This window comes from Megasphaera vaginalis (ex Bordigoni et al. 2020), assembly GCF_900240295.1.
Classification (GTDB): Bacteria; Bacillota; Negativicutes; order Veillonellales; family Megasphaeraceae; genus Megasphaera; species Megasphaera vaginalis.
In genome coordinates, this window is sequence record NZ_OEQB01000012.1 from 1 (window position 1) to 20,555 (window position 20,555).

Here is a 20,555-nt window from a genome sequence, read left to right on the forward strand (position 1 = left end):
GAGCTGTTGTTGCTCCGTCGAACTGCTCTTCAGCAGCATCAATCTGTCCTGCAGCTGCGTCAATGTCATCTCTTGCTGTGTGATTATCGTCTGCAATCGATTGTATTGTGACAGTTGTATCATGACTATCTGCGGCTGCGTCATGTTCGTAGTATCTGTACAGTAGCCAAGTACCGGTACAAGCGACAGCAAGGCAAAAGCCAGCACAAATAAGTATCTTTTTATAGCCAAATTTATCTACCTCCTTTTTTAATTGCGACAGATACAAAGGGATCACCTCCTGTTTTAAAACATCATATCAAGATCAACGTCAATACCCCCGACATTTCCTGTGAAAGAATACTGCCATAACGGAACATTCTTTTCTGGATGCTCATATTTCCAGCATGGTTTATCATCCAATTCTGACAGCCAAAAGCAGACGTAGTCAGCAAGCTGCGATACATCAATATGATTTTCCAGCCAGTCGTAATTTGCATATATCCCAATATTAATTCCTGCCTCATTGCATTTCACAATAAATGCCGATACCGAATCGGTTAGTGTTTGCATATCAACACCCGTCAAGACCTGTCCCGGTTCCCCCTCCACATCAAGCCAAATTCCAACATCATCAGTAATACCTTCTGTTACAAGAGATTTGTACAGAGAAATAAATTGCTCAGCTTCCAGCCTTGCGTCGCCCGGATTTGTCGCACCAAAGAAATGATATACCCCTACTTTTATCCCTGCATCAATCGCTCCGTTTATGTTTTCTACAAACTCTTCGTCTTGCTCAACATATCCGCTATGATCGCCCCACGACAAGCGACATATTGCGAATTCAATACCTTGTCGCTCCGCTTCTTTAAAGTCAAAGCCTTTTTGCGCGTAGCTTACATCGATACCTTGTTTCATAACTTTTTATCCTCCTCAAGTTTATCCGGCACACCGTCTCCGTCACGATCAACCCAAAGCGCCAAGAAGCCAACTACAGCCGTCAGCACAGAGGGAATAAAAATATGATCGATAATCTTTAATCCGGTATCGATCAACTTTGACAGGCTATCGCTGACAAAGCCTTGCGTAAACGCCAGTACATACGCCAAAATCACTAATAAAATAGGCACTAGCAGTAAAACTACTAGCGCCCGTGTTGCCAATATTCCTGATGTTTTTAAACTTTTTAATGCAGCCAATATTTTCTTTTTTATTTTTATCACCTCTGAAAAAGGCCCACAATAAAACTGACCACGCCACCGATGATACCGGCAATGATGTACATCGTATCAATACGATGATGAGCCGACTTTGCTGACTGCTCCGCGATGATCGCAATCCGCGTTGCCTCTTTCAAGTCATCGGTCATCGGCTCATACTTTTCTTTCATCGCTTCGACCATCGCTTCTATTCTGGTCACTTTTGCTAACATCTCTTGTGCCAATTCATATTCGCTCATCTTATACCTCTCTTGCGACAAGCCATTCTGCAACCGCTGCTTGATATAGCTCCGGAACAAGTATTTTATCGGTTTCTTTTTCGTCAAGAGTATATTTGCCTAAAATAACGAGCTTACTATACGCTGACACTAACCATGCCTTTATCATAATTTACACCCCTTTCGTTGCGTTAATTGCATCAATTTGCGTTTGCAAATCAACAAGCGCTTCAAGGACAGATGCGGCATCTAATGATACATTCTGCGTCTTTATTTCTTGTGTTACTTGTTGTTCTTTCTGTTTTTTAGTTATTTTATTGTCCGATAAAATAATAGTATTAATGTCATATATGACGCCATCTTGTACAATTACTTCTTCTCTGCTGCTCACGTCGTCAATATCCGGCTGGTCGTTGCATGAGTAGATGCAGATCCCGTTTTTATCAAAAACATAAAACATATTATCACTCCTTTTTTACTTTATTCCGATGACCATGTAATTTGCAGATGATGGTAATCTGACATCACTCGTATAGTTAGCAGCTAAATTTCCGACGCTTCCGGTGCCGCTATACGGTGCGAGATCCCCCTGCATGCCGCGAATAATCATAGCGACATGTACGACGCGGCTGCTTACATAGCATTCTGCAGCAATACAGTTGCTTCTGCCGTCTTCTGCAACGTCAAAAAAGTATCTTTCGCTATTGAGATTGTTTGGTGAGACAAAAAATTTACATTGCGATTCTGTGTATCCCGACGGAATTGGCAATGTGCCGCCGTCATTAATTGTTCCGGTCAGCACAGCGACCCCAGCGATGTTTGTCGCAATACTAACAGTGCCGCTCAAATCTGTTCTGGCACTACCTGTGACTGCGCCGGTAAGTGAGATTGTGCGGGCGGAGGATAGCTTCGTTGCTGTATCAGCGTTTCCGTGAACGTTGCCGTAAAAGCCGCCATTGCTCGAATAAAACGCTTTTGCTTGCACGTCAGCGTCTTCCCCACCAAGGTTTTTAAAAACCCATTTATTGACTCGCTTAGTGCTTTTCTGGACGTCACACCACCCGATATTAACAATTCCGCCGTTTGTATATCCTGATGAATCAAATTTGATTTCATTTCCAGATACTATTGATAATGATTTTCCAAATGCTGCGGTTGTTGCCGTAGTGGCATTTCCAGTAATGCTGATTGTCCATGTTCCGGTCGCATTCCCACCGGATTTATCGGCTTTTGTGTTAACGTCGTCGAGTAATGCAACTGTGCCGTTTTTTTGCTGGAAGAATTGACTGTATAGCTGATTACCGGTTGAATCAAAAAACGCAACATTGCCGATTGAACTGTTATTTTTCGGCAAGCATCTGATTTTAAATTTAGTACCGGATGAATTTTTAATATTTACGCCACCGTAGTCATTTGATGCGATTGTAAGATCGCCGCTCATCGTATCGCCAGTTTTTAAGACATTGTTTGCAGCCGTTTGTGCTGTCCCCGCCGGCTGCTCAATCCAGCCCATGTTTTCTCTGCGGCAAAATACGCGGTGTGTATTATAAGTGACCAGCCGTTGCTGAAAGTACACGTCTTTAGTGACTGATAGTTTAAAAGACTCCTTGAGGTCCGCGGGCGTGTTTGATAAAGTGCCTAAGTTAGCGTCACCGACAAAAACATACTCACCGACTTTGTAGTAGTCGTTTAAGTCGGCCCCATTAGGGATCATTGTGTACGCTAACGAATCGGCAGTGCCGGCATGCGCTACGTTATCCACCTTGACGGTACTCTTGACATCTGCGCCTGTCGTGACGGTAAGTGTGTCATTTGTGCCGGTTACTGTCTTGACAGCATCACTTAATGCATTATCAATTTTATCCCAATTCGCGTTTCTTTTGTCTACGTCATAACTTTCAGTTTGTAATGGTTTTTCTAAATTAAAATTCTTCGTCCAATTTGGCATTAATTGAGCACATCCTCTCTTAGACTATGATGAGTCCACTGCTTCATGGTTTCATGAATGAATGGCTTTAAATCGACATGTCGGTTATATAACAAAGATACCGTTAACTTCAGGTTTAACGGTGTTATTTCCTCAAGCATTTTTACAACAGATGATCTTTGTTTTTTTGACCCCAAAGAAATAAAAACATTGACATAGTATTTTTCTATATTTAAATCGACTTGATATCCGTCTTTACCACACAATCCAATCAGAATTTCCTCTAATTTTCTATAAGTGTACGGCCTAGTCCCTGCCAAAGCCGTTAAAATAGCCAATCTCCTATCATCGAAACTGGCGTCACCGTCAGGGAATATATCTAAAATATTTTCCCATTGAGATAGACCGAATTCGCCGGCAATAGTAATAAACTGATCGTAAAAAACTTGTACCATTACATCCCATAAAGCTTGCACTTCTATAGATTCAACTCGCATTATTTCTTGCATATCCCTACTGTCTTTTGATACCGATGGCAAAAATTCAGTTAAATCAATCGTTCTTTGTACGTCCATTTTATTCTCCTGTAATAGTAACCTTTCCCAGTGTTGGGATTTGTTCGCTTGTTAAATCTATTTTGGTCGATTGTCCATTTATAGTAACGCCAGCAACATCCGCTATATGTGGAACATCTAAAATGGCCGATATTATAAAGGCGGATCGTAACGTTATAAATTGATTACTGATTTGTGTTGTCCATGCTTTCCGTTGTTTTAATAAATAACTATCTATTGCGGTATTTATGCTATTTTGCACATTGTCAATTGTATAACCACTATCCAATTGCACTGTTGCGGTTATATTAATTGGTACTGTCGATGCTCCTATTACTGTTACTTTATGCCCGATTGGTGCCAGTCCATATCCTTCTCCTTGGTTTACGACTGGGTCAAGCGCGGTTTGTACTTCTTGAATCATTTCTTGTGTAGGTTGGTTGAATTCCGTATTGACAATAACCACTTTCACGGTTCCACCGCCAGCCCACGCACGATAGTTTTTGCAGCCGCCAACACCTGGTATTGCTAATACCTTTTCCATATAATCCGCATTGTTGCCGCCATACGCCTTTGATTTTAAAGCTTGAATGTACCGTTTTCTGAATGTTTCTGTATTCTCTTCATCTTCTCCCGGCGTTATAAGTTTTGTAATTTTAGCTGTTTCAAGTCCGCTAATTTGGCTGATTGGAGTTATGTCTCCAATACAGGTATTGCCGACACCCCCCGGCGTTTCACACTTCAATTTGTAAGTATGTTTATCGTTGTCGATAATCTCTGTCACCACAAAATTATATTTCTCATAATTGAATCTTGATCCTATATCAATAGCCTTGCTGAATTGTCCTTCAACCTCTGCGTATGTTGCTTGTTCGGGATAAATGTTAAATTCCATAGCCCTTAATGCTAAAAACTCTCTGTCCGCCGTTGTCGCAAATGTCTGCTTTAAAATGACCCTTGCCATGATATAGGCTTCCGCAAGTTCAAAGGATACCGGTGCCGTTGCATCGAAAATAATACTGCCTTCGCGCTTATCGAATTCTGATTTAACCCTAGCCAAAACGCGCTTCTCTATAAATTCATAAGTCATATTCTCATACAATTCCGCTCACCTCTTTTCTCAATCCCCTCAATACGCCGTATCTCGTTACAGCGTCAAAAGTAACAAAAACATCGCCGCCGCTGTTGCTGAATTCAAATCCAGAAACTTCGATAATTCTATCGTCTGCCAGCAGCGCTTCGATGATCCTTCGCTGTATCTCCGCGTATACATATGGGATTGGCTTACCGAATAGGTCTGCTAACTCTATCCCGTAATTCCATGAGTAAATCAGGAACTTGTATCGCTCGGTATTCAAAATCTTGTAAATCGCTTGCTCTACCGCCCGTAAATCTTCGCAATATCCACGCACCTGCCCATCTGTTTCGTAATCTAATTTATAAGTCTTAGACGGCTGAATCCATATTGTTTCATCAACGGTAACGTTATTGTAGACGCCAGTCGGTGTTAGCTTTTCGCTCAATCACTGCACCCCCTATCGGGATTGTAAAATCTGTCTATCGCGACATAGCGTTGCCCGCCGCTTTCACGCAGTAGAATAACCTTGTCGCCCACAACCAATTCGTTGTGTACACGGTACGTTTTCCGCCCCTTGTATCCATGAAGGTGTGACTCATACTGTGCATCTCCGCTACCGCCTGCGGCGTTTTCAGTGTGATGGTCAACGTCCATATCGACAGACCACATAGACGTATTCTTGGTTAGCAAAATCGACCGCTCGTCAATTTGAGTTTTTGGGTCAAGCTGAACGACTAACGGATTAACTTGAATAACTTCCCCTATTTCAATGTCACTCATTACCATCGCAGCCGTTGTTTCTGCTATGAGCGATTTTAACGTTTTGACAATCCTAGTGAAATCATTATCCATTATTGAATCTCCATTCTGATTATCTTAGTAGGCGATTCCCCATCGTGACATGCGTAGTTTGCATCACCGTAATTCATGGCTTCGCCACGGCTGGACGAATTCCCAAAACAACCACCTACACCGTTAGATACGGTCATGTGATAGTCATCGCCGTAAATAAGAATGTCTCCTTTGTTGGCGTATCCGTTAAACGGTTCACAAGAATACCCCATAGATTCAAGCCGCGCCCTTGCAGTCGGCACCGATGCTACTCCTTCATTAGCCAACTGGGCGCAATCCGGATTAGCGTACGCCAAAGTTTTCAGCGCAACATCAGCGCATCCGTTACTGCCATAGACTGACTGATACCCTGTCATGTAATAAATACCAGTGTCAACTTGGCTAGCGATGCCGCCATTACCCGTGATAGCGTCCATCGTATTTAACTGTTCAACACCAATAGACCCACTTTGAATATTACTGAATACGTCATTAGCCGATGCGATTCGTTCCGAACTGTCGCCGCCCATTGCCGCCGAGGTTTCCGACACTTCGATGTTATCGTTAAACCATTTCGCCGATGCCGCTGGATCGTCTGGAACTTGCCCGAGAGAACTTTCACCAGTCAAGATATTCCCATTTTCTACAGTTAAAACGTATTGAATTTGATTGTCGTTGTTCCATGGATCATTACCGTTAGCAGTACACCAGTCTTGATATTTACCCCAGCGGTCATCTGATAGCTGAAACAGTCCATAATGGTCGCCGTTACTATCTGTCGGTGAGTATGAATTATCTTCATGTCGAATGTTCCCCATGATACCAGCCGCTTGTGCATCTGTCGCTCCCAACGACTTCATCTTGCTGTAAGCGCCTTGTTCTGTCGGCGAGTACGTTGACCCATTCATAACGCTGCCTCCCATCGTTGTATACGTCCGCTGCTTATTGGCTTGTTGAATCTTAGCAACGGCTTCCGCATCGGTGTTGTATTTTATCGTATATTTGCCAGTCGGTTCTTCGTAATGCAAATCTAAATCCATAAGGTGCAGCCCATTTAAAAAGTTATGTGTCACGCTTTCTACAAAGACATATCCGTCCAATGCTAAGTCTCCAAAGTTATATTTCACATATACCACAGAGCCCCCACGAACACGAATGTCCCCTAGAACAGATTTAAGCCTCAATTCACGCGTTTTACGGTTTTTCAGCTTTATCATGTTTATGGCTAAATCCATGGCATTCGTCACTTTATCATCCGGCATATACAATTGTTGCAGTCTGCCCCACTCTTTGACGTGATCTTCATCGACAATTACCCCGGTTCGCATTAACTTCTTCGTTTTTCCATCAGGGACATTACGAACTACCTTGATGTAATCAAACGTGTCCTTATCTATCGAACTGTTACAGGTGAAATTCTTCATCACGTCGGCATCTATCAATAAGTCAAGCTTCATATCCTCTTCCGACTTTAGCGTTAATTTGCCACCGTCATCATATAGTTGGTAGATGGTATGTTTTGGCGTTCCGTTTGTGGTCAGATATAGCGCTACATTCATGATATCTGTTAGCGACTTGTCCTTCTCAATGCGCTTCGTGATTTTATATTGCGTATCAGCTAATTCGCCAACGGTTAATTTGAAATCGTCCACAATCATTTTCAATACTTCTGTCGCTGTCTTATCATAATAAACATAGCAGTCCTTGTTTTTGAAATACCGCAACTGATCGTATGCTGTAACGCTTATTTTTTCATCTTTATCCCTAGCTTTAGTGAACACATATCCGGCAAAGACTGGTGTGCCGTTTACAGAAAATGTGCAGTGATTGCCCTCCGTAAAGTCCAATATATCATCTTTCATTACCTTAAATTGCAATTTGGCAGGGGTGCAATCAATCCCCCTTGTCAAGGTTACTTCATCTAAGGGATCAACTATATACTCGTTGTTTTTATTTCGTATCGTTAGTTGATACGTGATATTAAACGGTGCGGCACTTGCCGTATCGAGTTGGTAGCTAGAAGAGTCCACCAAGATCACCACGCTCTCTCATTTTAACAACTTGTCCGATGGCAAGAGTGGCAGGTATAGCTATTTTATTTAATGCGGCTATCTTAAAGAGGTTGTTTGTGTTCCCAAACTGCTGTTTTATCATTCGTTGCAACGTCGTCCCTTTTGCAGCCCTAGCCGTCGCGGCAGCTACTTTGCCGCCTGTATCTCTTGCTTTTTCAGCCGTGCCGGTTACGTTTCCATCTTTATCCGTTTGAAGCGTTATTTTCTTTGTACCATAATCGCGCCACTGTTTTAGTTTGATATCCGCATAAGCGTCGAATCCATTCTCTGCTTCTTCGATGACTTTATAATCTTCGAGCGTTACTTTCATATTCGTCATTTGCAACATCGATCCATTAGGTTTCATGCGAACTACGATAAACTGAAACTTTGGTTTTCCATTTCCTAGCAACGAATCTAATGCGTTGCCATTCTTTAACTGCTCTAACTTGTCAACATAATAGCTCGCCATTTTTGACTTCATAAGCATTGATTCGTTAAAGGGGTACGAACTGTTAGGGAGAAGCATTTTGAACGTTATATCCGTTAATCCTGCCAATTTTAATACGTTTACTTCTCCCACACCAAGAAGATTGATTGTTTCGTTCTTATTGTTAATCGTCGTTTCTAACGTCTCAGGCGGAATGGGAATCTGCATATCGCCCATGTACATGTAATACGCCATTATGTCAACACTCCTTCGCCTTGCACTTTAATGGCGTCACGCAGCCCTTTTGCAAAGTCACTCGTAAAGCCATCAAGATCCACATCGTTATTCGCGTGAATTGTGTTGTCTACTTTGATTTCAACGTGCTGACTCTGCCATTGCTGTAACGTTTCGCTCATTGCGCTATCACGCAGCGCCTTAATTTCATCGTCCGTCATCTCAATGGCCTGCGCCATTTTTTCCGTGTTTTTCGCAGTACGTCCTGTATGTTTTGCGATGTCATCGCCTCTGCCTTTGCGACTTTTCTTTCCAGCCGGGTCATGCGCATCCGCAGCTGGATTACTGGTCGTGTTTTTCGATTCATCGTATGCCCCAGGAATTTTAGGAGTGATTTTTTCAAGAATGGAACTTGGGTCTTTTATGGTTTCTATTACTGAGTTTTGTACTGATTCGCCGCGTTCATATTCGCTACTTGCATACGCTACTGGGTCGACGAGATCCATTGTAGGTACGTTAAAAGCAGCGCCGCCACTAATTGCCATTTTCTGAACCTGTGGTGGTTGTACATGAGTTAATGAAATCCCAGTCTTACCAATACCGGGAATTTTCCCAATCATATCAAGAATCGCATTGATAGCATTAGCCACATACCCCGTAACAGCGTTCCACACATCCGCGAATAGATTGTTAACAGCTGCTAACGGGTCATTAAACACAGACCCTATAAAATTAGCAACAGCGGCGAACAAATTCCAAAGTGTTGCAATGATATTTCTGATTCCCGCGTACAGGAAACTGAATGATCCAAAGATTAATCCGGTCGCGCTAACGCTAGTCCCTGCAAAGTAATTGACAGCAGCCACTGCCATATAAAAGACAACAATTAACGCCACAACCATTGCAATAACCCACGTTATCGGGCAAGCCATAAGGGCTGCATTTAACCCATCTTGCGCTATCGTCAGCGTTATCAGCGCTGCCGTTTCCGCGGCATCCGCAATGCTTTTCGCCATCATAGCTGCGGCCGCTAAGCCAAGCTGAACGTTATGCACTATCCATAGGCCAGTTTCATACAACAGATACGCTCCTAGTGCCGTCAGCGCGCCGTATACCAGCCATGAATTATTGGATAAGAAATCCAACGCTACACTTACAGTATCAATAATCACACTAGCAAGCCACATTGCATTGTTAATCAAGAAAAACATACCACTGGCAATATAATCAATTGCGCCGATAGCCACGTTAACAAGCTTATCCATAGCCGCACTATTGGCCATCGTTGACATGGCTTGAAATACGCCGCGTGCTTTGTATGTTGCCACGTTTTCAATCAACGTCAGACTATCGCCCCACGTTTTAGGCATTTGTGCAAATTGGGCGTTAATTTCATCCATATTCTCAAAGATTGCGCGCTTAATAACTTCCGCAGTGACTTGTCCATCAGATGATAGCTGCTTAAGTTCGCCGCGCGTAACGCCCATCGTCTTGGCTACCATTGTTACAATCAACGGCGCGTTTTCGGCAATCGACCGGAATTCATCGCCTTGCAATTGTCCGCTTGCCAGCCCCTGCGTTAACTGCAATGTAGCAAACTTCTTGTTCTCGCCAGTCGTACCACCGATAGCGTATAGCTTGTTAATGCCTTCCATAAAGTCAACCGCTTCTCTAGGATCAGGGAATGCGTCCTTTGCGCTCATAGCCAACTGCGCTGCTGCTTGCGCCATGTCAGTATATCCGCCACGTGCGCGTATGGCGCTTTGATAGATTCGTTCATTCAGATAAGCGGCGTTTTCTTGACTATCTGCCACTAACGACAGTCTTGCTTGAATTCTTGCGTAAGCGTCTGCCGTTGAAAACAAACCGGATATAGCTTCGCTCACTTTGTCCAACGCTCTCGTGGCAATGTTAGCGCCAAACGCGCCAGCGAACACCTGACTTAACAAGTTCCCACTTGTGGCGGCGCCAGCCATTGAACTACTCGCGCGCTCTGCCGCACTGCCAACTGCTTCCATTTTGTTGGCGGCTGCGTTAGTTGCTTGGCTGATTTTATCCATTACCGGGGAAAAACCATCGTGCAGGGATATAAAGTTTTCTATTGTCGCCATTTTACCCCTTCTTTATCTTATTAATCGCGGCCGCCTCTTTTCCAGAGTGTATTTTCATGGCCGCAATTACAAATGCCTTTTCATTTTCAGGCAAGGAAAAAAGCGTACTAGGCAGCATTTTTAATTTAATAAGTGCATAGTACGCTAACATGGACTCTGCTTCCTCGCCTTCAATCAGTTTTTTGCCGTTTTAATTTTATCGTTCATTCCGGAGTTGTAATCCGAAGCTTCATTTACAGCAAGAATTAAATCCGCAAATTCGCCCGGTGTTAACATCGCACGCAAAAGATCTTCTGCCCCGACAACGCCATATGAATTCTGCAAGTCAGCGTCATTCAAATCAGGGAATACGACCGATTTAATTGCCATTTGATTGGCGAATTCTGAACGGTCCAACTCCTTCTTGAAATCGCGTGTGCCCTTGATCGGAATATTTTTAGTGCATTTTTTCGTTAATTCGTCCAACTCATCATTAGACAGGCAACGCAATTTCCATGCAACCGGATCTCCGTTTATGACAAAACGCTTGCTAGCCACATATTCAACAGGTAACTTTTCGATAGAGTTTTCTTTCAGAAACGCTGACAAGGTTAATTTTTCTTCCATGTTATCTCTCCTATACTGTCATTCCATTTAACATTTTAAAGTTTTCAGGAATCTTAATCCCTTCGAACGTGAAGGATATTTCATCTTCCAGCCAATCGCCATCTGCATCGAAATTGGCAACCGTAGCACTATCAATATTGCATCCAGTCAAGACAACCGTTCGGCGGCCTGCATCAGATGTCGGGTCTTGGTTGATAACTTGTAAATCAAAGTACGTATCCACTCCGTCGCTAATTAACTTGATAATCATTTCGTCAAATAACGGCGTGTTCTTGTAAATCTTGAGTTTTCCACTTCCTTTTGCCGAAACGGATTTATTCCCTTTCATCGTTCTGCCTAAAATAGCGACTTCTTTCTTTTCTTTATCAATCTTGCCTTCTAACGATTTCGCTTGAAACAATTTATAGCGTTTGCCGTCCGCTTCCACGTATGCCATAGCAAGTTTGGCGCTTACAACGTCTTTAGCAAGCATCGTTTCGGCAATGCTAATCAAATTTTCTGCCATTATTTATCCCCCTTTACGCTACGGTTACGGTCGCATACAGCTTCGTCATTGCCATTACCGGGTTAACTTCCAAATCCAATACGACATCTTCTTTATTGACGCCTTCGTACGGCATTTGAACATCTTTGTCCTTGAAGTCTTTAATTGCTCTAATACGTTGATATTCTTCGAGCAACTTAACAACGTCATTCCACAAAGCCGTGTGTCCAATAGCGTCATTGCCTTCCTTGCCTAAATAAGTTTTATTGAACAGCCGCGCAATGTCATAAGCAAGGTTATCCAGTACGCGGATAACTTGGTTTTGCGAAAAATCACGCGATTTTTCTTTAGTGAATTCCGTAAACGTGTTGATGTCATACAAAACGCGAACGTCACCCGTTACATCGCCGCTAGCACTATCCGATACGTTATGGAACACAAACATGCCGCCTTCTACAGCTTGAATCAGTTCGTACTGTTTGAAGTTTGTGTCCACGGTGTATTCACCGTCGTAGATCATATTCGTGCAGGAAGCATTAATTTCGCATGCTGCTTCTGCACCGGTAGTCCAGTATACTAAGCTGCCAGGTTCAGCGCCGCTATCTTCGACTTTGTTTTTAACGCTGATAACGCCTTCATAGTTGCATTTTTCTTTACCGTAAATAACGACTTGGAATTTCGCTCCCGTATCTTCTCGGCAGCGTTTGGCGAATGATTGCAGCAGTTCTTGAACCTTTGTATCCGTTCCCGCATATCCTAAGCAGTTGAAATAATACGGTTCGATTAATTCAACGTACTTCTGATAATCCGCAACCGCTACCGCAGTTCCGTTTGTTCCCTCTGTCAGCGGGACGGATGCCGATACACTAAACGCCCCCGTTTTAGTAAATGCAATAAAATCGTTATCCGTTAAATCGGCAGGTGTAGCAAGACCTGTTTGCTTATCGACCATGTAATTTGCCCCATCTGTCTTGAGATAGGTGATTACCGTAAACTTGGCCTCTTCATCGACATCCGTTTGAACGCTAATCGACAAATCATTGCCACGAACGCCCCCGTATTTAGCCTTACCCAGTGTACAAGATGCCTGTGTTGCGCCGCTGTTCAATCGATACAAATACAGCGTTTTGGCATGCAAGAAAAGATCGCGTAACCCTTTCATCTTGTCGTGACCGTAATCATAGCCAAAAATAGGCTGACAACGTTTTTGAAATTCGTCCTGTTCGACTCGAACGATTTTACCAGTTTCGCCCCAGTCAAGATCAAGCGCCATAGTACAATATCCACGGTCAACGCTATCAAGCTGTGCTTTTTGTTTACTCACGAAGTTAATATAAGAACCGGGCATTTTTTTGTTCATTTTTACCCAGTATCCGCCGCCTAATGCCATTTATTGTGACCCCCTTTTAGTCATTTACAACCGTTTCAACCGGTTGCGTTAAAACTTCTTCTAAAATTTTCTGAACATCGTCATGTGAATACAGCTTGTCCGGCTCTAGTACGGAATCAAGAAGGCTTGCGTATTGAAGATATCGTTTCGACTTTACAATCGACACTCCATCAAACGCTTCTTGCTGTCGCTTTTGTTCCGTCTGTTGATTCACTTTCATTGTTTGTTTCTTTGTCGTTTCCATTTGATACTCCTTCCGATACATCCAAGTGTTCCATTGGTGTGCGATTTTGTACTTTCTTAATAAAGAAATCGTAATGAACTTTAAATTTAAGAACATCATCCGATATCTTATCGCTCATCTCTGTTCCGCGCAGTTTACCGCCTTCGACTGAAATATATTCCAACGCCCAGTAAAGTATTTCTGCGATTTCATAAAGCTTCCTGACATCCTGTGTTTCCCCCAATTCAGACATAAAAAAAGAAACGGTATACGTTCCTTCTCGATAATATCTGTTATCCAGTTTTTGTTCTTGTTCGCTATCATCGTGATTGATATAAAAACAAGGGAACGTCGCTTTTTGCTTCTTAAAGTTGATATACACGGGATATCCCGTAGCCTTATGAACCGCAGTCGCTATTCCGTTGATTATTTCTCCCGTATATGCCATTATTTCAACCTTTCCATGTGTTTGGATATGACCGAGTTAATAATGTGCCTCTGCGCCTTTTTAGTGGCTTTTTCAGCCTTTCCGGTTATATCCAAGCCTTCAACCCAGTTATTCACAAGCCGTTTGCCTAAAATAGGAACAAATCGCCCTGGCGTTTGCCGATGCCCTACATTTACGAACGAGGCGTACGAAGCGGTATTGTACACCTTAACGCGGTAGTTTCTCCCCTTGCGTTCCACTCCACTGGACGTCCATGAGCGCCGCATGTGTTCCGACGAGCCTATTAGTTTGTGCGATGTTTGCCCTGTTTTACGGTGATTAATCGCCCTTTTAAAATATCCGCCGCCAGCTTTAGCTGCCTTGAACTCTTTATATCTCTCGAACGCAGTCGCATTACTCGCCTTATACGCCTTTTCCGATACTTCTATTTCTTTATTGCCGCCTACTGGCGTTGCGACTTTTGCGCTACCCAGATATATCGCTGCCAATCCGTTCGCACATTCAGTCATCATTTGGCGGCTTTCCGTTCGTGAAAATTCGTTAATTTTACGACGCAGCTGATGAAACCCACTAAAGTCAACTTTCACGTCAGCCATGATACTTCACCCTGTCAACAAGGTTAATCTCTTGATGTCCTTGATACACTTCGGGAACACCTGCTGCAGTAAATTCCATTGTTCTGCCGTTTTGAATAACGTCAATGTCACTTCCTGCGATGACAACAATCGACGGATCGAGAAACAGTGTCGCCGTTTGTGCCGCCTGTGCTATGCCTTCACCGTCTGTTGTCGGACTCGAATTAAAAGATAGCCGGCATGGTATTGGATCGCTTGCAGTTTCTACGTCATCAACAATGCCGGTGTTTTCATCCATCGCCCCGTTTGAATATGTGTGAATAATGCAGGTAGATGTATGCAGGCTGGAAAGAGCCTTCTTTACCATCTCAATTTTCGGTAACATGCAATATCACGCTCCCTGCTTCTCAGCCACGCCCCTATTACGTTATCCAACCTCGTTTCAGCATTAGCATCGCCAAAATTTACCGTTGTATCACCCTCTCTAATGGATGTCACAACATTCAAATCGGCATCGTTCAAAATAATGCTTTTATTTGCCTGCATAAATCTTGCGGCCGTCCGCTCCTCTACAACATAAGCCAGTCCGTCGGGGATTTCGGTAAGGTTGCAGTCATTGAGGATGTGTTGCCGTTCATTGTTATAAATGTACTCAATCAAGCCATCGTATGAATCGCCAATGTCAATGCCAGTCGCCATCTTTATTAACGCTTTGATTTTATCCATTTGTTCCATTGTTATCACCTTTTAACAATGCAATAACGTCTGTCTTTTTAGCTTTGGCTGGAATTGAAATCCCTTTTTCTTTTGCAATGACTTTTAACTCGGTAAGTTCAAGAGCATTAAAATCAATTTCTTTCTTCTTGCTTTCTTCATAATGCCGATGCAATAACATCCCCATGACTATTCCCCTCTCTTATTTCAAGAACGTTGCTTTGACTACTTTCGATTCATTCGATAAACCAACGCCGTAATGTTCGTTCGCTACGATGACCTGTGTTCCTTTCAAAATGTCACGGTCAACTTCAACAACTGCGTTCCGTTTTAAGTAAATAGATACAGCCGGCAATACAGGTGTTCCATCCGTTTCCGTTGCAGTCGTACAGATGATAAAGTTATCGTATTTCGTGCCACCGTTGTCAGGGACTCGACGCGATACGACAACACGGCAGCCGGCAATCATGCCAATTTCGCCAGTCATCATGACATCATTGCCGTATTTTGTTTTATCGATAAACTGCTCATCCTGCCGCAACGTAGTAATCTGTGCCGGGTGAATGAAGATGAATTTCTCCGTATTGGATTCTTCAACAAGCTTATCCACGGCGGAAACAATGCCGTTATAAGAAATCTTTCCTGCGCTGCCATCATAGACGAGTGTCGCGCCACCCAATGCAGTAATTACATCTGCTTCAACTTTATCTGCTAACGACAATGCCATCTGATAATTTGCTTGCCCGATCGGATCTCCCAATCCGCTCAAGATAGCCTCATCCGTGATTTCTACAGCTTTTACGGCTTTTTTAATTTTCATTTCTTTGGTAGATGTCGTCATCTGCGTTGTATCAACTGCAACGCCTTCGGCAACGTCCGTAGCTGCGCCGATATACTTCCATGCAGGAATAGTAACAGTGTTACCGGGTTTCCCTTCGAGCGTTCTGTCAATCGTTGCGAATGCCGTAAATTTAATTGCCTTGTCTAACGAGGCGTTAATCATATCCGCCATTACCTGTGGAATCACCATCGTATCCGTTTTCGTTTGTGCCATGTTTTATTCTCCTTTGCTCAATGCATCGTACGCCTCACGATCGCTGTTAAACAATGCCGACCGTTCGGAATACGTCATTTTATTAAATGCTTCCTTTGTAATTGTTGGATTGGCGACAGCCGTCCCTGTGCCGGGCGTTGTCCCTGAAATCCCGTTTTGTTTGCTTTCGCTTTCAAATAAATAAGAGTCGCTTTCTTTGATAGCGTTTAACTGTTCCGTTAAACCTCTGATCGTGCCATCATCGGAAAGCTTAGCGTCCTGCAAGTCCAACAATGCTTTTACCGCCTTCGTGTTTTTGACATGCGCCCCCATCAGCGCTCTTTCGATAGCGCTATCCACTTTGAGTGCATTCATTTCCGCGTCATATTCTTTGTCACGTTGTTTAGCATCTTCCTTCAGCTGCTCAATTTGTGCGGTTAATTCGTCGTTGTCCTTGTTGGCTTTCTTGAGATTGTCAATCTCCTTCCGACTTGTTTCGATTTCCCCCTTTAATCTCTTGGCTTCTTCGTTTTTCTCGTTAAATTGCGATTTACTAACATAGTTCTTGCCATAATCTTCGATTACTTTCGCGATTTGTTCATCCGTTAAGCCAATTTCTTTGAGATCTTCCTTTGTCATTTTTTCGTTCTCCTCTCGATACGCTTTATTTACGCGTGCTACACCACGCTTTTCAGTCTTGTCGTTTTTCGCCTGACAATGCCAAAGCGGCAATAAAAAAAGCACTCAATTAAGAGTGCTTAAATAAGCTTTATTGTCACCAATTCTTATTTGTTGTTATTTTTGTAATAATATCAGCAGCGATACCAATATCATTATTGCCTAATTCGTCTACAATATCACAAGCTAAATCGCCGTCAAGTTTTTTCGAAGCATTAAACCCTTTATGTTTCATAAACTCTATTTCTTCATCTGTGAAATCAACAATTAAAAAATCATTCATTGTCTTTCTCCTTTTTGTATTTTCTTACCACACGCTTCCCAGTTCCCCAAGAAGTAATAATATTCCCGTTATCCGGATTAACATTAACGGTTACTTTCTCACCAATAAACCTTTGTGATTTACCCCTTTCATCAACCCTTATATCATCAATATGTAACGAATTAACCAAAGCATCTTGAATATCAAAAACACTTAGTCCTCTAGTATCCGCCCTATCTTGTTGATGTTTAGATATAGATGTTATCCTTATACCGTTACTTGTTTTTATTCCTATAAGACTATTAGTATCATTATTTTTTACATATTTATTATACCATTCTTGATAGGTTAAATCACTAGAAACATATTCTGTTTTACCGTTCTTGTCCCTTGCCGCTCTTTCCCAATCGTCCGTAATACCTTCTATGTACGGTATCGTTGTCGTTCGGCAATAGCAATGAAATGGCGGTGTTGTAACGCCGATTTTAGCGTCTTTCACATCAAATATCTTACCGTCTAAGTGGCGACAAATAGATGACGTTTTGTTATCCAACGTTGCCAGTATTTGGTACTGCTCAACGCCAAGTCTATCGTATACTTCGAAGCTTGCTTTTTCTTGAATATACGCTGTTTCTGTTTCAACTAGCCGCCTAGCTTCATTGAACGATACATCATAGCGATGCGCGACCCTCGCAGCTAATAGCAGAGTCCCTTCGTTGACCATTAAAGACTGTGTTATTTCAGTCTGCAGCGTGTTTATCAAGCTAGCGCCGTTTTTCCATATGCGCGTCGAAAAGTCTTTCCCATCCTGCGCCCATGGCTTATTAACTGCCTGCGTTATTTCTTCTTGATTTAATACGGAAACGTCCTTGTATTTACTCTGCATATTCTGCACTTCATACGCCGTTTTATAGGTACTATCTTCATATACCGTTTTGAGCAGCTTCGATACGTCTAATTCTTGCTGTTTGGCCATCTCTGCGACGCTTTGCACAACTTGTATATATAATTGCTCTGCCCTATCCAAACGAACGCGTATAGAAGCATTTTCGAGCATTTTTTTAAACTCGTTTGGCAAGTCTTTTTGTTTTGCCAGTTGTTTGTATTCGTCAAGTGTCAATCTGAACGCCTTTAACTCTCTTTTGGTTAATTGCCTTTTTGCGTCTGCAAGTGACAATCCGTTTTCCGTTGCGTAACGGTTATACCAGTCGTTTATATCTGCTTGCAGCTTACGAAGGGAAGCAGCGTACACTCTTTTTAAATCCTTGTTGACCGCCTCTGCCTTCCCCATCTGCTCAAGCTTCAACCGTTCGTAACGCTCATTCCAGTAATCAGCTGTTTTCTTCTGTCGGTTTTTCGTCATGAACATCGCCGCCCGTTACATAATCCGTCATGGTTTCTTGCCGTTCTCGTTTTAATCGTTTGAGTTCTTCCGCCGTGTCAATTGTCCACGGATGGTTACTGATGATAGTTTCTTCGCTGATTATTCCGACACTGTTTCTGCAATTGGTAATTGTATCGGCTTCGTTGATTGGTAAATCGCGATTAAACACAAATTCTACGTCATCCTCTGTCGCTTTACCGATGAACGATAAATAGGCATTAACAAAGAACATCAGCTGTTCAAATGCTGCCTGGAATTCGTTTTCCATATCCGACGCATCTAGATCTATATCAGAATACATAGAATTGATATTCATCTGATTTGGATTGCTGCTCATGCGGTCATCTTTAGCATCGAATCCTCTGCCGTTTTCGATAATCGTGTCTTTGAGTGTTTTCAGAATCGTTGTGTAATTATTGGCGTTTACGTTAATGGTTAATGCATCAACGCCGCCATCCACGCCGTCAACTGTTCTGATCTTAACGGCACCGTATTGCACGATTTTCCTCCTGAACTCGTTTAAATCTTCGCCGTCGTAGTTCTTAATAACAAGAATTGTATTACGCGCGTCCTCTGTCATGTTGTTCATGAAGTTTGACATGATCGTATTCAATGCGTCTTGCAGGCATTTAACACGCAGAATGAGCGGCAGTTCTTCGTCGTTTGCTTTAAACACGACTAGGGGGATTTTATCCCATTTATAGGTCTGGTTCTGATCGTCGACAATGTACGGCGTGTCGTGCCGTTCTGTGTCCTCTCTTAATTGACCCATTTCCCATATGAAATACGACACCTTATCCGGCTGATAATATTCGATCTTCGTAACAATTTCTTTCGTGTGAACCCTGTTGTATCGCTCGATGTTATAGAAATATGCAAACGCGTCCAGTACCTCATGCTCTTCATCTGCCCAAAATAAAAGAAGCTGTTCCGGTTTCATGCGCTTGAATTTCAAATCGCCGTTAATATCGATATACGGAAGCAACGCCCCATATCCGCCGATTAGTGCATCTTTACCTATTTGCTTCATCTTGCGCATGAATGACTTACCGAAGATGTCAGTTATATCGGTATTGTCCGTTTTTACTTCTATCGGTTTGGATAGAAGATAGCTAACCTTCTGATCGACTAAATCATCAAACATATTATTGACGATATGGTAATTTGTCGCGTTGATCGTATCTTGAAACCGTCCGTTCTCGCCGATTTCCTGCCGATTCTCTCGTAATATATCATGCCGCCCCTTGTAATAATCACGAGCGGTTAATATGTCCCTGCGCCGCTTTGATTGCATGAACTCGTTGAATTCAGATTGTAAAAACTCACGATCGCTCATGCCTGCGTTGTCTTTTATGATTGAACTAAAAAATGCCGTTAATTCCATTTCATCACCATCCGAACCGGCTGCCCATGATAATCTTGCCACACGCATACCGAACAGAGTCTATTGCGTGGTTATTCTTATCGGGGTATGCGCTAATAAATTGGCCCTCTTTGTTCCGTTCGTATTCGTATGTCACGAATTCTCGATACGTATTAGGGCATCTGTTTTTGTCGATATATATATGCTCCAGATTTTGCAACCACTTAATGCCATGTTCAACGCTGTCTCTGCCCTTTCGTGCGCCGTCCATATTGACCCCCAACTCCTGCATTTCTGCTATCGTCTTAGGTTCAGCGCTATCGCCAATAACCAATTCTCTGCCAATCCGATTTATTATCATTTCAGCAGCAGGCTTGTTCTTTAGCTTAGGTTGATATACTTCATCGAATATATACAACGTTTCTCTCTTGGCATCGTAGTGCATCCGCGTAAATGCCAATGGGTCAACAGCAAAGCCAAAATCGCAGCCGTTATATAATCTATCAAAACTGCTTACAAGTTCATCCGTCATGTTCATATCTTCCACGTTCTCGAAAACAGCCCCGCCGGTCCCGGTGACCTCCCCGAGGTACTCGTGACGGTAGGCCATCTCGTTGCGGGCCTTGAGCTTTTCGGCGTCCTCAAAGAATCGGTCCCCCAGCCACTCCCGCGGAACGCCTAAGTACGTCGAATGGTGAACCAATCTGTCGGGATCATCAAAGAGTTTCTCTTCATTGACCCAGTTATTTTGGCTCTTCGGCG

29 protein-coding genes are annotated in these 20,555 nt (G+C 42.9%); all 29 read right to left on the reverse strand.

Annotation, left to right across the window (positions count from 1 at the left end):
* Positions 1-231, reverse strand: a 231-nt coding sequence (locus C0977_RS10515) for a hypothetical protein (RefSeq protein WP_145995096.1), incomplete at its 3' end; no start/stop codon positions are given.
* A 54-nt stretch (positions 232-285) separates the two neighbouring features.
* Positions 286-897: a GH25 family lysozyme gene (locus C0977_RS10520; protein WP_101913361.1), complete on the reverse strand. Its 612-nt coding sequence runs from the start codon at positions 895-897 to the stop codon at positions 286-288.
* Positions 894-1,178 carry a hypothetical protein gene (locus C0977_RS10525; protein ID WP_234987647.1) on the reverse strand — a complete coding sequence of 95 codons (285 nt, stop codon included), beginning with the start codon at positions 1,176-1,178 and terminating at the stop codon, positions 894-896. The genes C0977_RS10520 and C0977_RS10525 overlap by 4 nt, the downstream gene beginning before the upstream one ends.
* A 20-nt stretch (positions 1,179-1,198) precedes the next feature.
* A complete protein-coding gene (locus tag C0977_RS10530) occupies positions 1,199-1,438 on the reverse strand; it encodes a hypothetical protein (RefSeq protein ID WP_023054143.1) in 240 nt (79 codons plus the stop codon).
* 1 nt (position 1,439) lies between these two features.
* Positions 1,440-1,586, reverse strand: coding sequence for a CD1375 family protein (locus tag C0977_RS10910; RefSeq protein ID WP_155914524.1), 147 nt, complete (start codon positions 1,584-1,586; stop codon positions 1,440-1,442).
* A 3-nt stretch (positions 1,587-1,589) separates the two neighbouring features.
* Positions 1,590-1,877 (reverse strand): hypothetical protein, encoded by a 288-nt coding sequence (locus C0977_RS10535; RefSeq protein ID WP_023054589.1) that lies wholly within the window; start codon positions 1,875-1,877, stop codon positions 1,590-1,592.
* 15 nt (positions 1,878-1,892) lie between these two features.
* On the reverse strand, positions 1,893-3,365 hold the full coding sequence (locus C0977_RS10540; protein WP_101913362.1) for a pyocin knob domain-containing protein: 1,473 nt from the start codon (positions 3,363-3,365) through the stop codon (positions 1,893-1,895).
* Positions 3,365-3,919 (reverse strand): putative phage tail protein, encoded by a 555-nt coding sequence (locus C0977_RS10545; protein ID WP_023053169.1) that lies wholly within the window; start codon positions 3,917-3,919, stop codon positions 3,365-3,367. The genes C0977_RS10540 and C0977_RS10545 overlap by 1 nt, the downstream gene beginning before the upstream one ends.
* A 1-nt stretch (position 3,920) precedes the next feature.
* Positions 3,921-5,000, reverse strand: a complete 1,080-nt coding sequence (locus tag C0977_RS10550) for a baseplate J/gp47 family protein (RefSeq protein WP_234987648.1) — start codon at positions 4,998-5,000, stop codon at positions 3,921-3,923.
* A complete protein-coding gene (locus C0977_RS10555) occupies positions 4,993-5,421 on the reverse strand; it encodes a DUF2634 domain-containing protein (RefSeq protein WP_023053165.1) in 429 nt (142 codons plus the stop codon). The genes C0977_RS10550 and C0977_RS10555 overlap by 8 nt, the downstream gene beginning before the upstream one ends.
* Positions 5,418-5,828 (reverse strand): DUF2577 domain-containing protein, encoded by a 411-nt coding sequence (locus C0977_RS10560; RefSeq protein WP_036242490.1) that lies wholly within the window; start codon positions 5,826-5,828, stop codon positions 5,418-5,420. Before C0977_RS10560 ends, C0977_RS10555 begins: the two co-directional genes overlap by 4 nt.
* Positions 5,828-7,849: a phage tail tip lysozyme gene (locus C0977_RS10565; protein WP_145995097.1), complete on the reverse strand. Its 2,022-nt coding sequence runs from the start codon at positions 7,847-7,849 to the stop codon at positions 5,828-5,830. The genes C0977_RS10560 and C0977_RS10565 overlap by 1 nt, the downstream gene beginning before the upstream one ends.
* The gene (locus tag C0977_RS10570) at positions 7,824-8,543 is read right to left on the reverse strand and encodes a peptidoglycan-binding protein (RefSeq protein ID WP_101913364.1); all 720 of its coding nucleotides are present in this window, start codon (positions 8,541-8,543) and stop codon (positions 7,824-7,826) included. Before C0977_RS10570 ends, C0977_RS10565 begins: the two co-directional genes overlap by 26 nt.
* On the reverse strand, positions 8,543-10,633 hold the full coding sequence (locus tag C0977_RS10575; protein ID WP_101913365.1) for a tape measure protein: 2,091 nt from the start codon (positions 10,631-10,633) through the stop codon (positions 8,543-8,545). Before C0977_RS10575 ends, C0977_RS10570 begins: the two co-directional genes overlap by 1 nt.
* Before the next feature lies 1 nt (position 10,634).
* Positions 10,635-10,784: a hypothetical protein gene (locus C0977_RS10915; RefSeq protein WP_023053171.1), complete on the reverse strand. Its 150-nt coding sequence runs from the start codon at positions 10,782-10,784 to the stop codon at positions 10,635-10,637.
* Positions 10,785-10,807: 23 nt separating this feature from the next.
* On the reverse strand, positions 10,808-11,239 hold the full coding sequence (locus C0977_RS10580; RefSeq protein ID WP_023053170.1) for a phage tail assembly chaperone: 432 nt from the start codon (positions 11,237-11,239) through the stop codon (positions 10,808-10,810).
* Between the two features lie 10 nt (positions 11,240-11,249).
* On the reverse strand, positions 11,250-11,744 hold the full coding sequence (locus C0977_RS10585; RefSeq protein ID WP_023053172.1) for a phage tail tube protein: 495 nt from the start codon (positions 11,742-11,744) through the stop codon (positions 11,250-11,252).
* Between the two features lie 13 nt (positions 11,745-11,757).
* The gene (locus C0977_RS10590; protein WP_023053158.1) at positions 11,758-13,113 is read right to left on the reverse strand and encodes a phage tail sheath subtilisin-like domain-containing protein; all 1,356 of its coding nucleotides are present in this window, start codon (positions 13,111-13,113) and stop codon (positions 11,758-11,760) included.
* A 170-nt stretch (positions 13,114-13,283) separates the two neighbouring features.
* Positions 13,284-13,784 carry a phage tail terminator family protein gene (locus C0977_RS10595; RefSeq protein WP_023053164.1) on the reverse strand — a complete coding sequence of 167 codons (501 nt, stop codon included), beginning with the start codon at positions 13,782-13,784 and terminating at the stop codon, positions 13,284-13,286.
* Positions 13,784-14,380: an HK97 gp10 family phage protein gene (locus tag C0977_RS10600; RefSeq protein ID WP_101913366.1), complete on the reverse strand. Its 597-nt coding sequence runs from the start codon at positions 14,378-14,380 to the stop codon at positions 13,784-13,786. Before C0977_RS10600 ends, C0977_RS10595 begins: the two co-directional genes overlap by 1 nt.
* A complete protein-coding gene (locus C0977_RS10605) occupies positions 14,373-14,744 on the reverse strand; it encodes a hypothetical protein (protein WP_023053166.1) in 372 nt (123 codons plus the stop codon). The genes C0977_RS10600 and C0977_RS10605 overlap by 8 nt, the downstream gene beginning before the upstream one ends.
* Complete coding sequence (locus C0977_RS10610; protein ID WP_023053153.1) at positions 14,720-15,094, reverse strand: hypothetical protein; 375 nt, start codon at positions 15,092-15,094, stop codon at positions 14,720-14,722. Before C0977_RS10610 ends, C0977_RS10605 begins: the two co-directional genes overlap by 25 nt.
* Positions 15,078-15,260, reverse strand: a complete 183-nt coding sequence (locus tag C0977_RS10615; RefSeq protein ID WP_101913367.1) for a hypothetical protein — start codon at positions 15,258-15,260, stop codon at positions 15,078-15,080. Before C0977_RS10615 ends, C0977_RS10610 begins: the two co-directional genes overlap by 17 nt.
* A 15-nt stretch (positions 15,261-15,275) precedes the next feature.
* On the reverse strand, positions 15,276-16,127 hold the full coding sequence (locus tag C0977_RS10620) for a N4-gp56 family major capsid protein (RefSeq protein ID WP_023053159.1): 852 nt from the start codon (positions 16,125-16,127) through the stop codon (positions 15,276-15,278).
* 3 nt (positions 16,128-16,130) lie between these two features.
* Positions 16,131-16,745, reverse strand: coding sequence for a phage scaffolding protein (locus C0977_RS10625; RefSeq protein WP_023053168.1), 615 nt, complete (start codon positions 16,743-16,745; stop codon positions 16,131-16,133).
* A 136-nt stretch (positions 16,746-16,881) separates the two neighbouring features.
* The gene (locus C0977_RS10630) at positions 16,882-17,067 is read right to left on the reverse strand and encodes a hypothetical protein (RefSeq protein ID WP_023053155.1); all 186 of its coding nucleotides are present in this window, start codon (positions 17,065-17,067) and stop codon (positions 16,882-16,884) included.
* A complete protein-coding gene (locus tag C0977_RS10635) occupies positions 17,060-18,409 on the reverse strand; it encodes a minor capsid protein (RefSeq protein WP_231391273.1) in 1,350 nt (449 codons plus the stop codon). Before C0977_RS10635 ends, C0977_RS10630 begins: the two co-directional genes overlap by 8 nt.
* Positions 18,378-19,814: a phage portal protein gene (locus C0977_RS10640; protein WP_159459060.1), complete on the reverse strand. Its 1,437-nt coding sequence runs from the start codon at positions 19,812-19,814 to the stop codon at positions 18,378-18,380. The genes C0977_RS10635 and C0977_RS10640 overlap by 32 nt, the downstream gene beginning before the upstream one ends.
* 4 nt (positions 19,815-19,818) lie before the next feature.
* Positions 19,819-20,555, reverse strand: a 737-nt coding sequence (locus C0977_RS10645; RefSeq protein WP_200814270.1) for a PBSX family phage terminase large subunit, incomplete at its 5' end; no start/stop codon positions are given.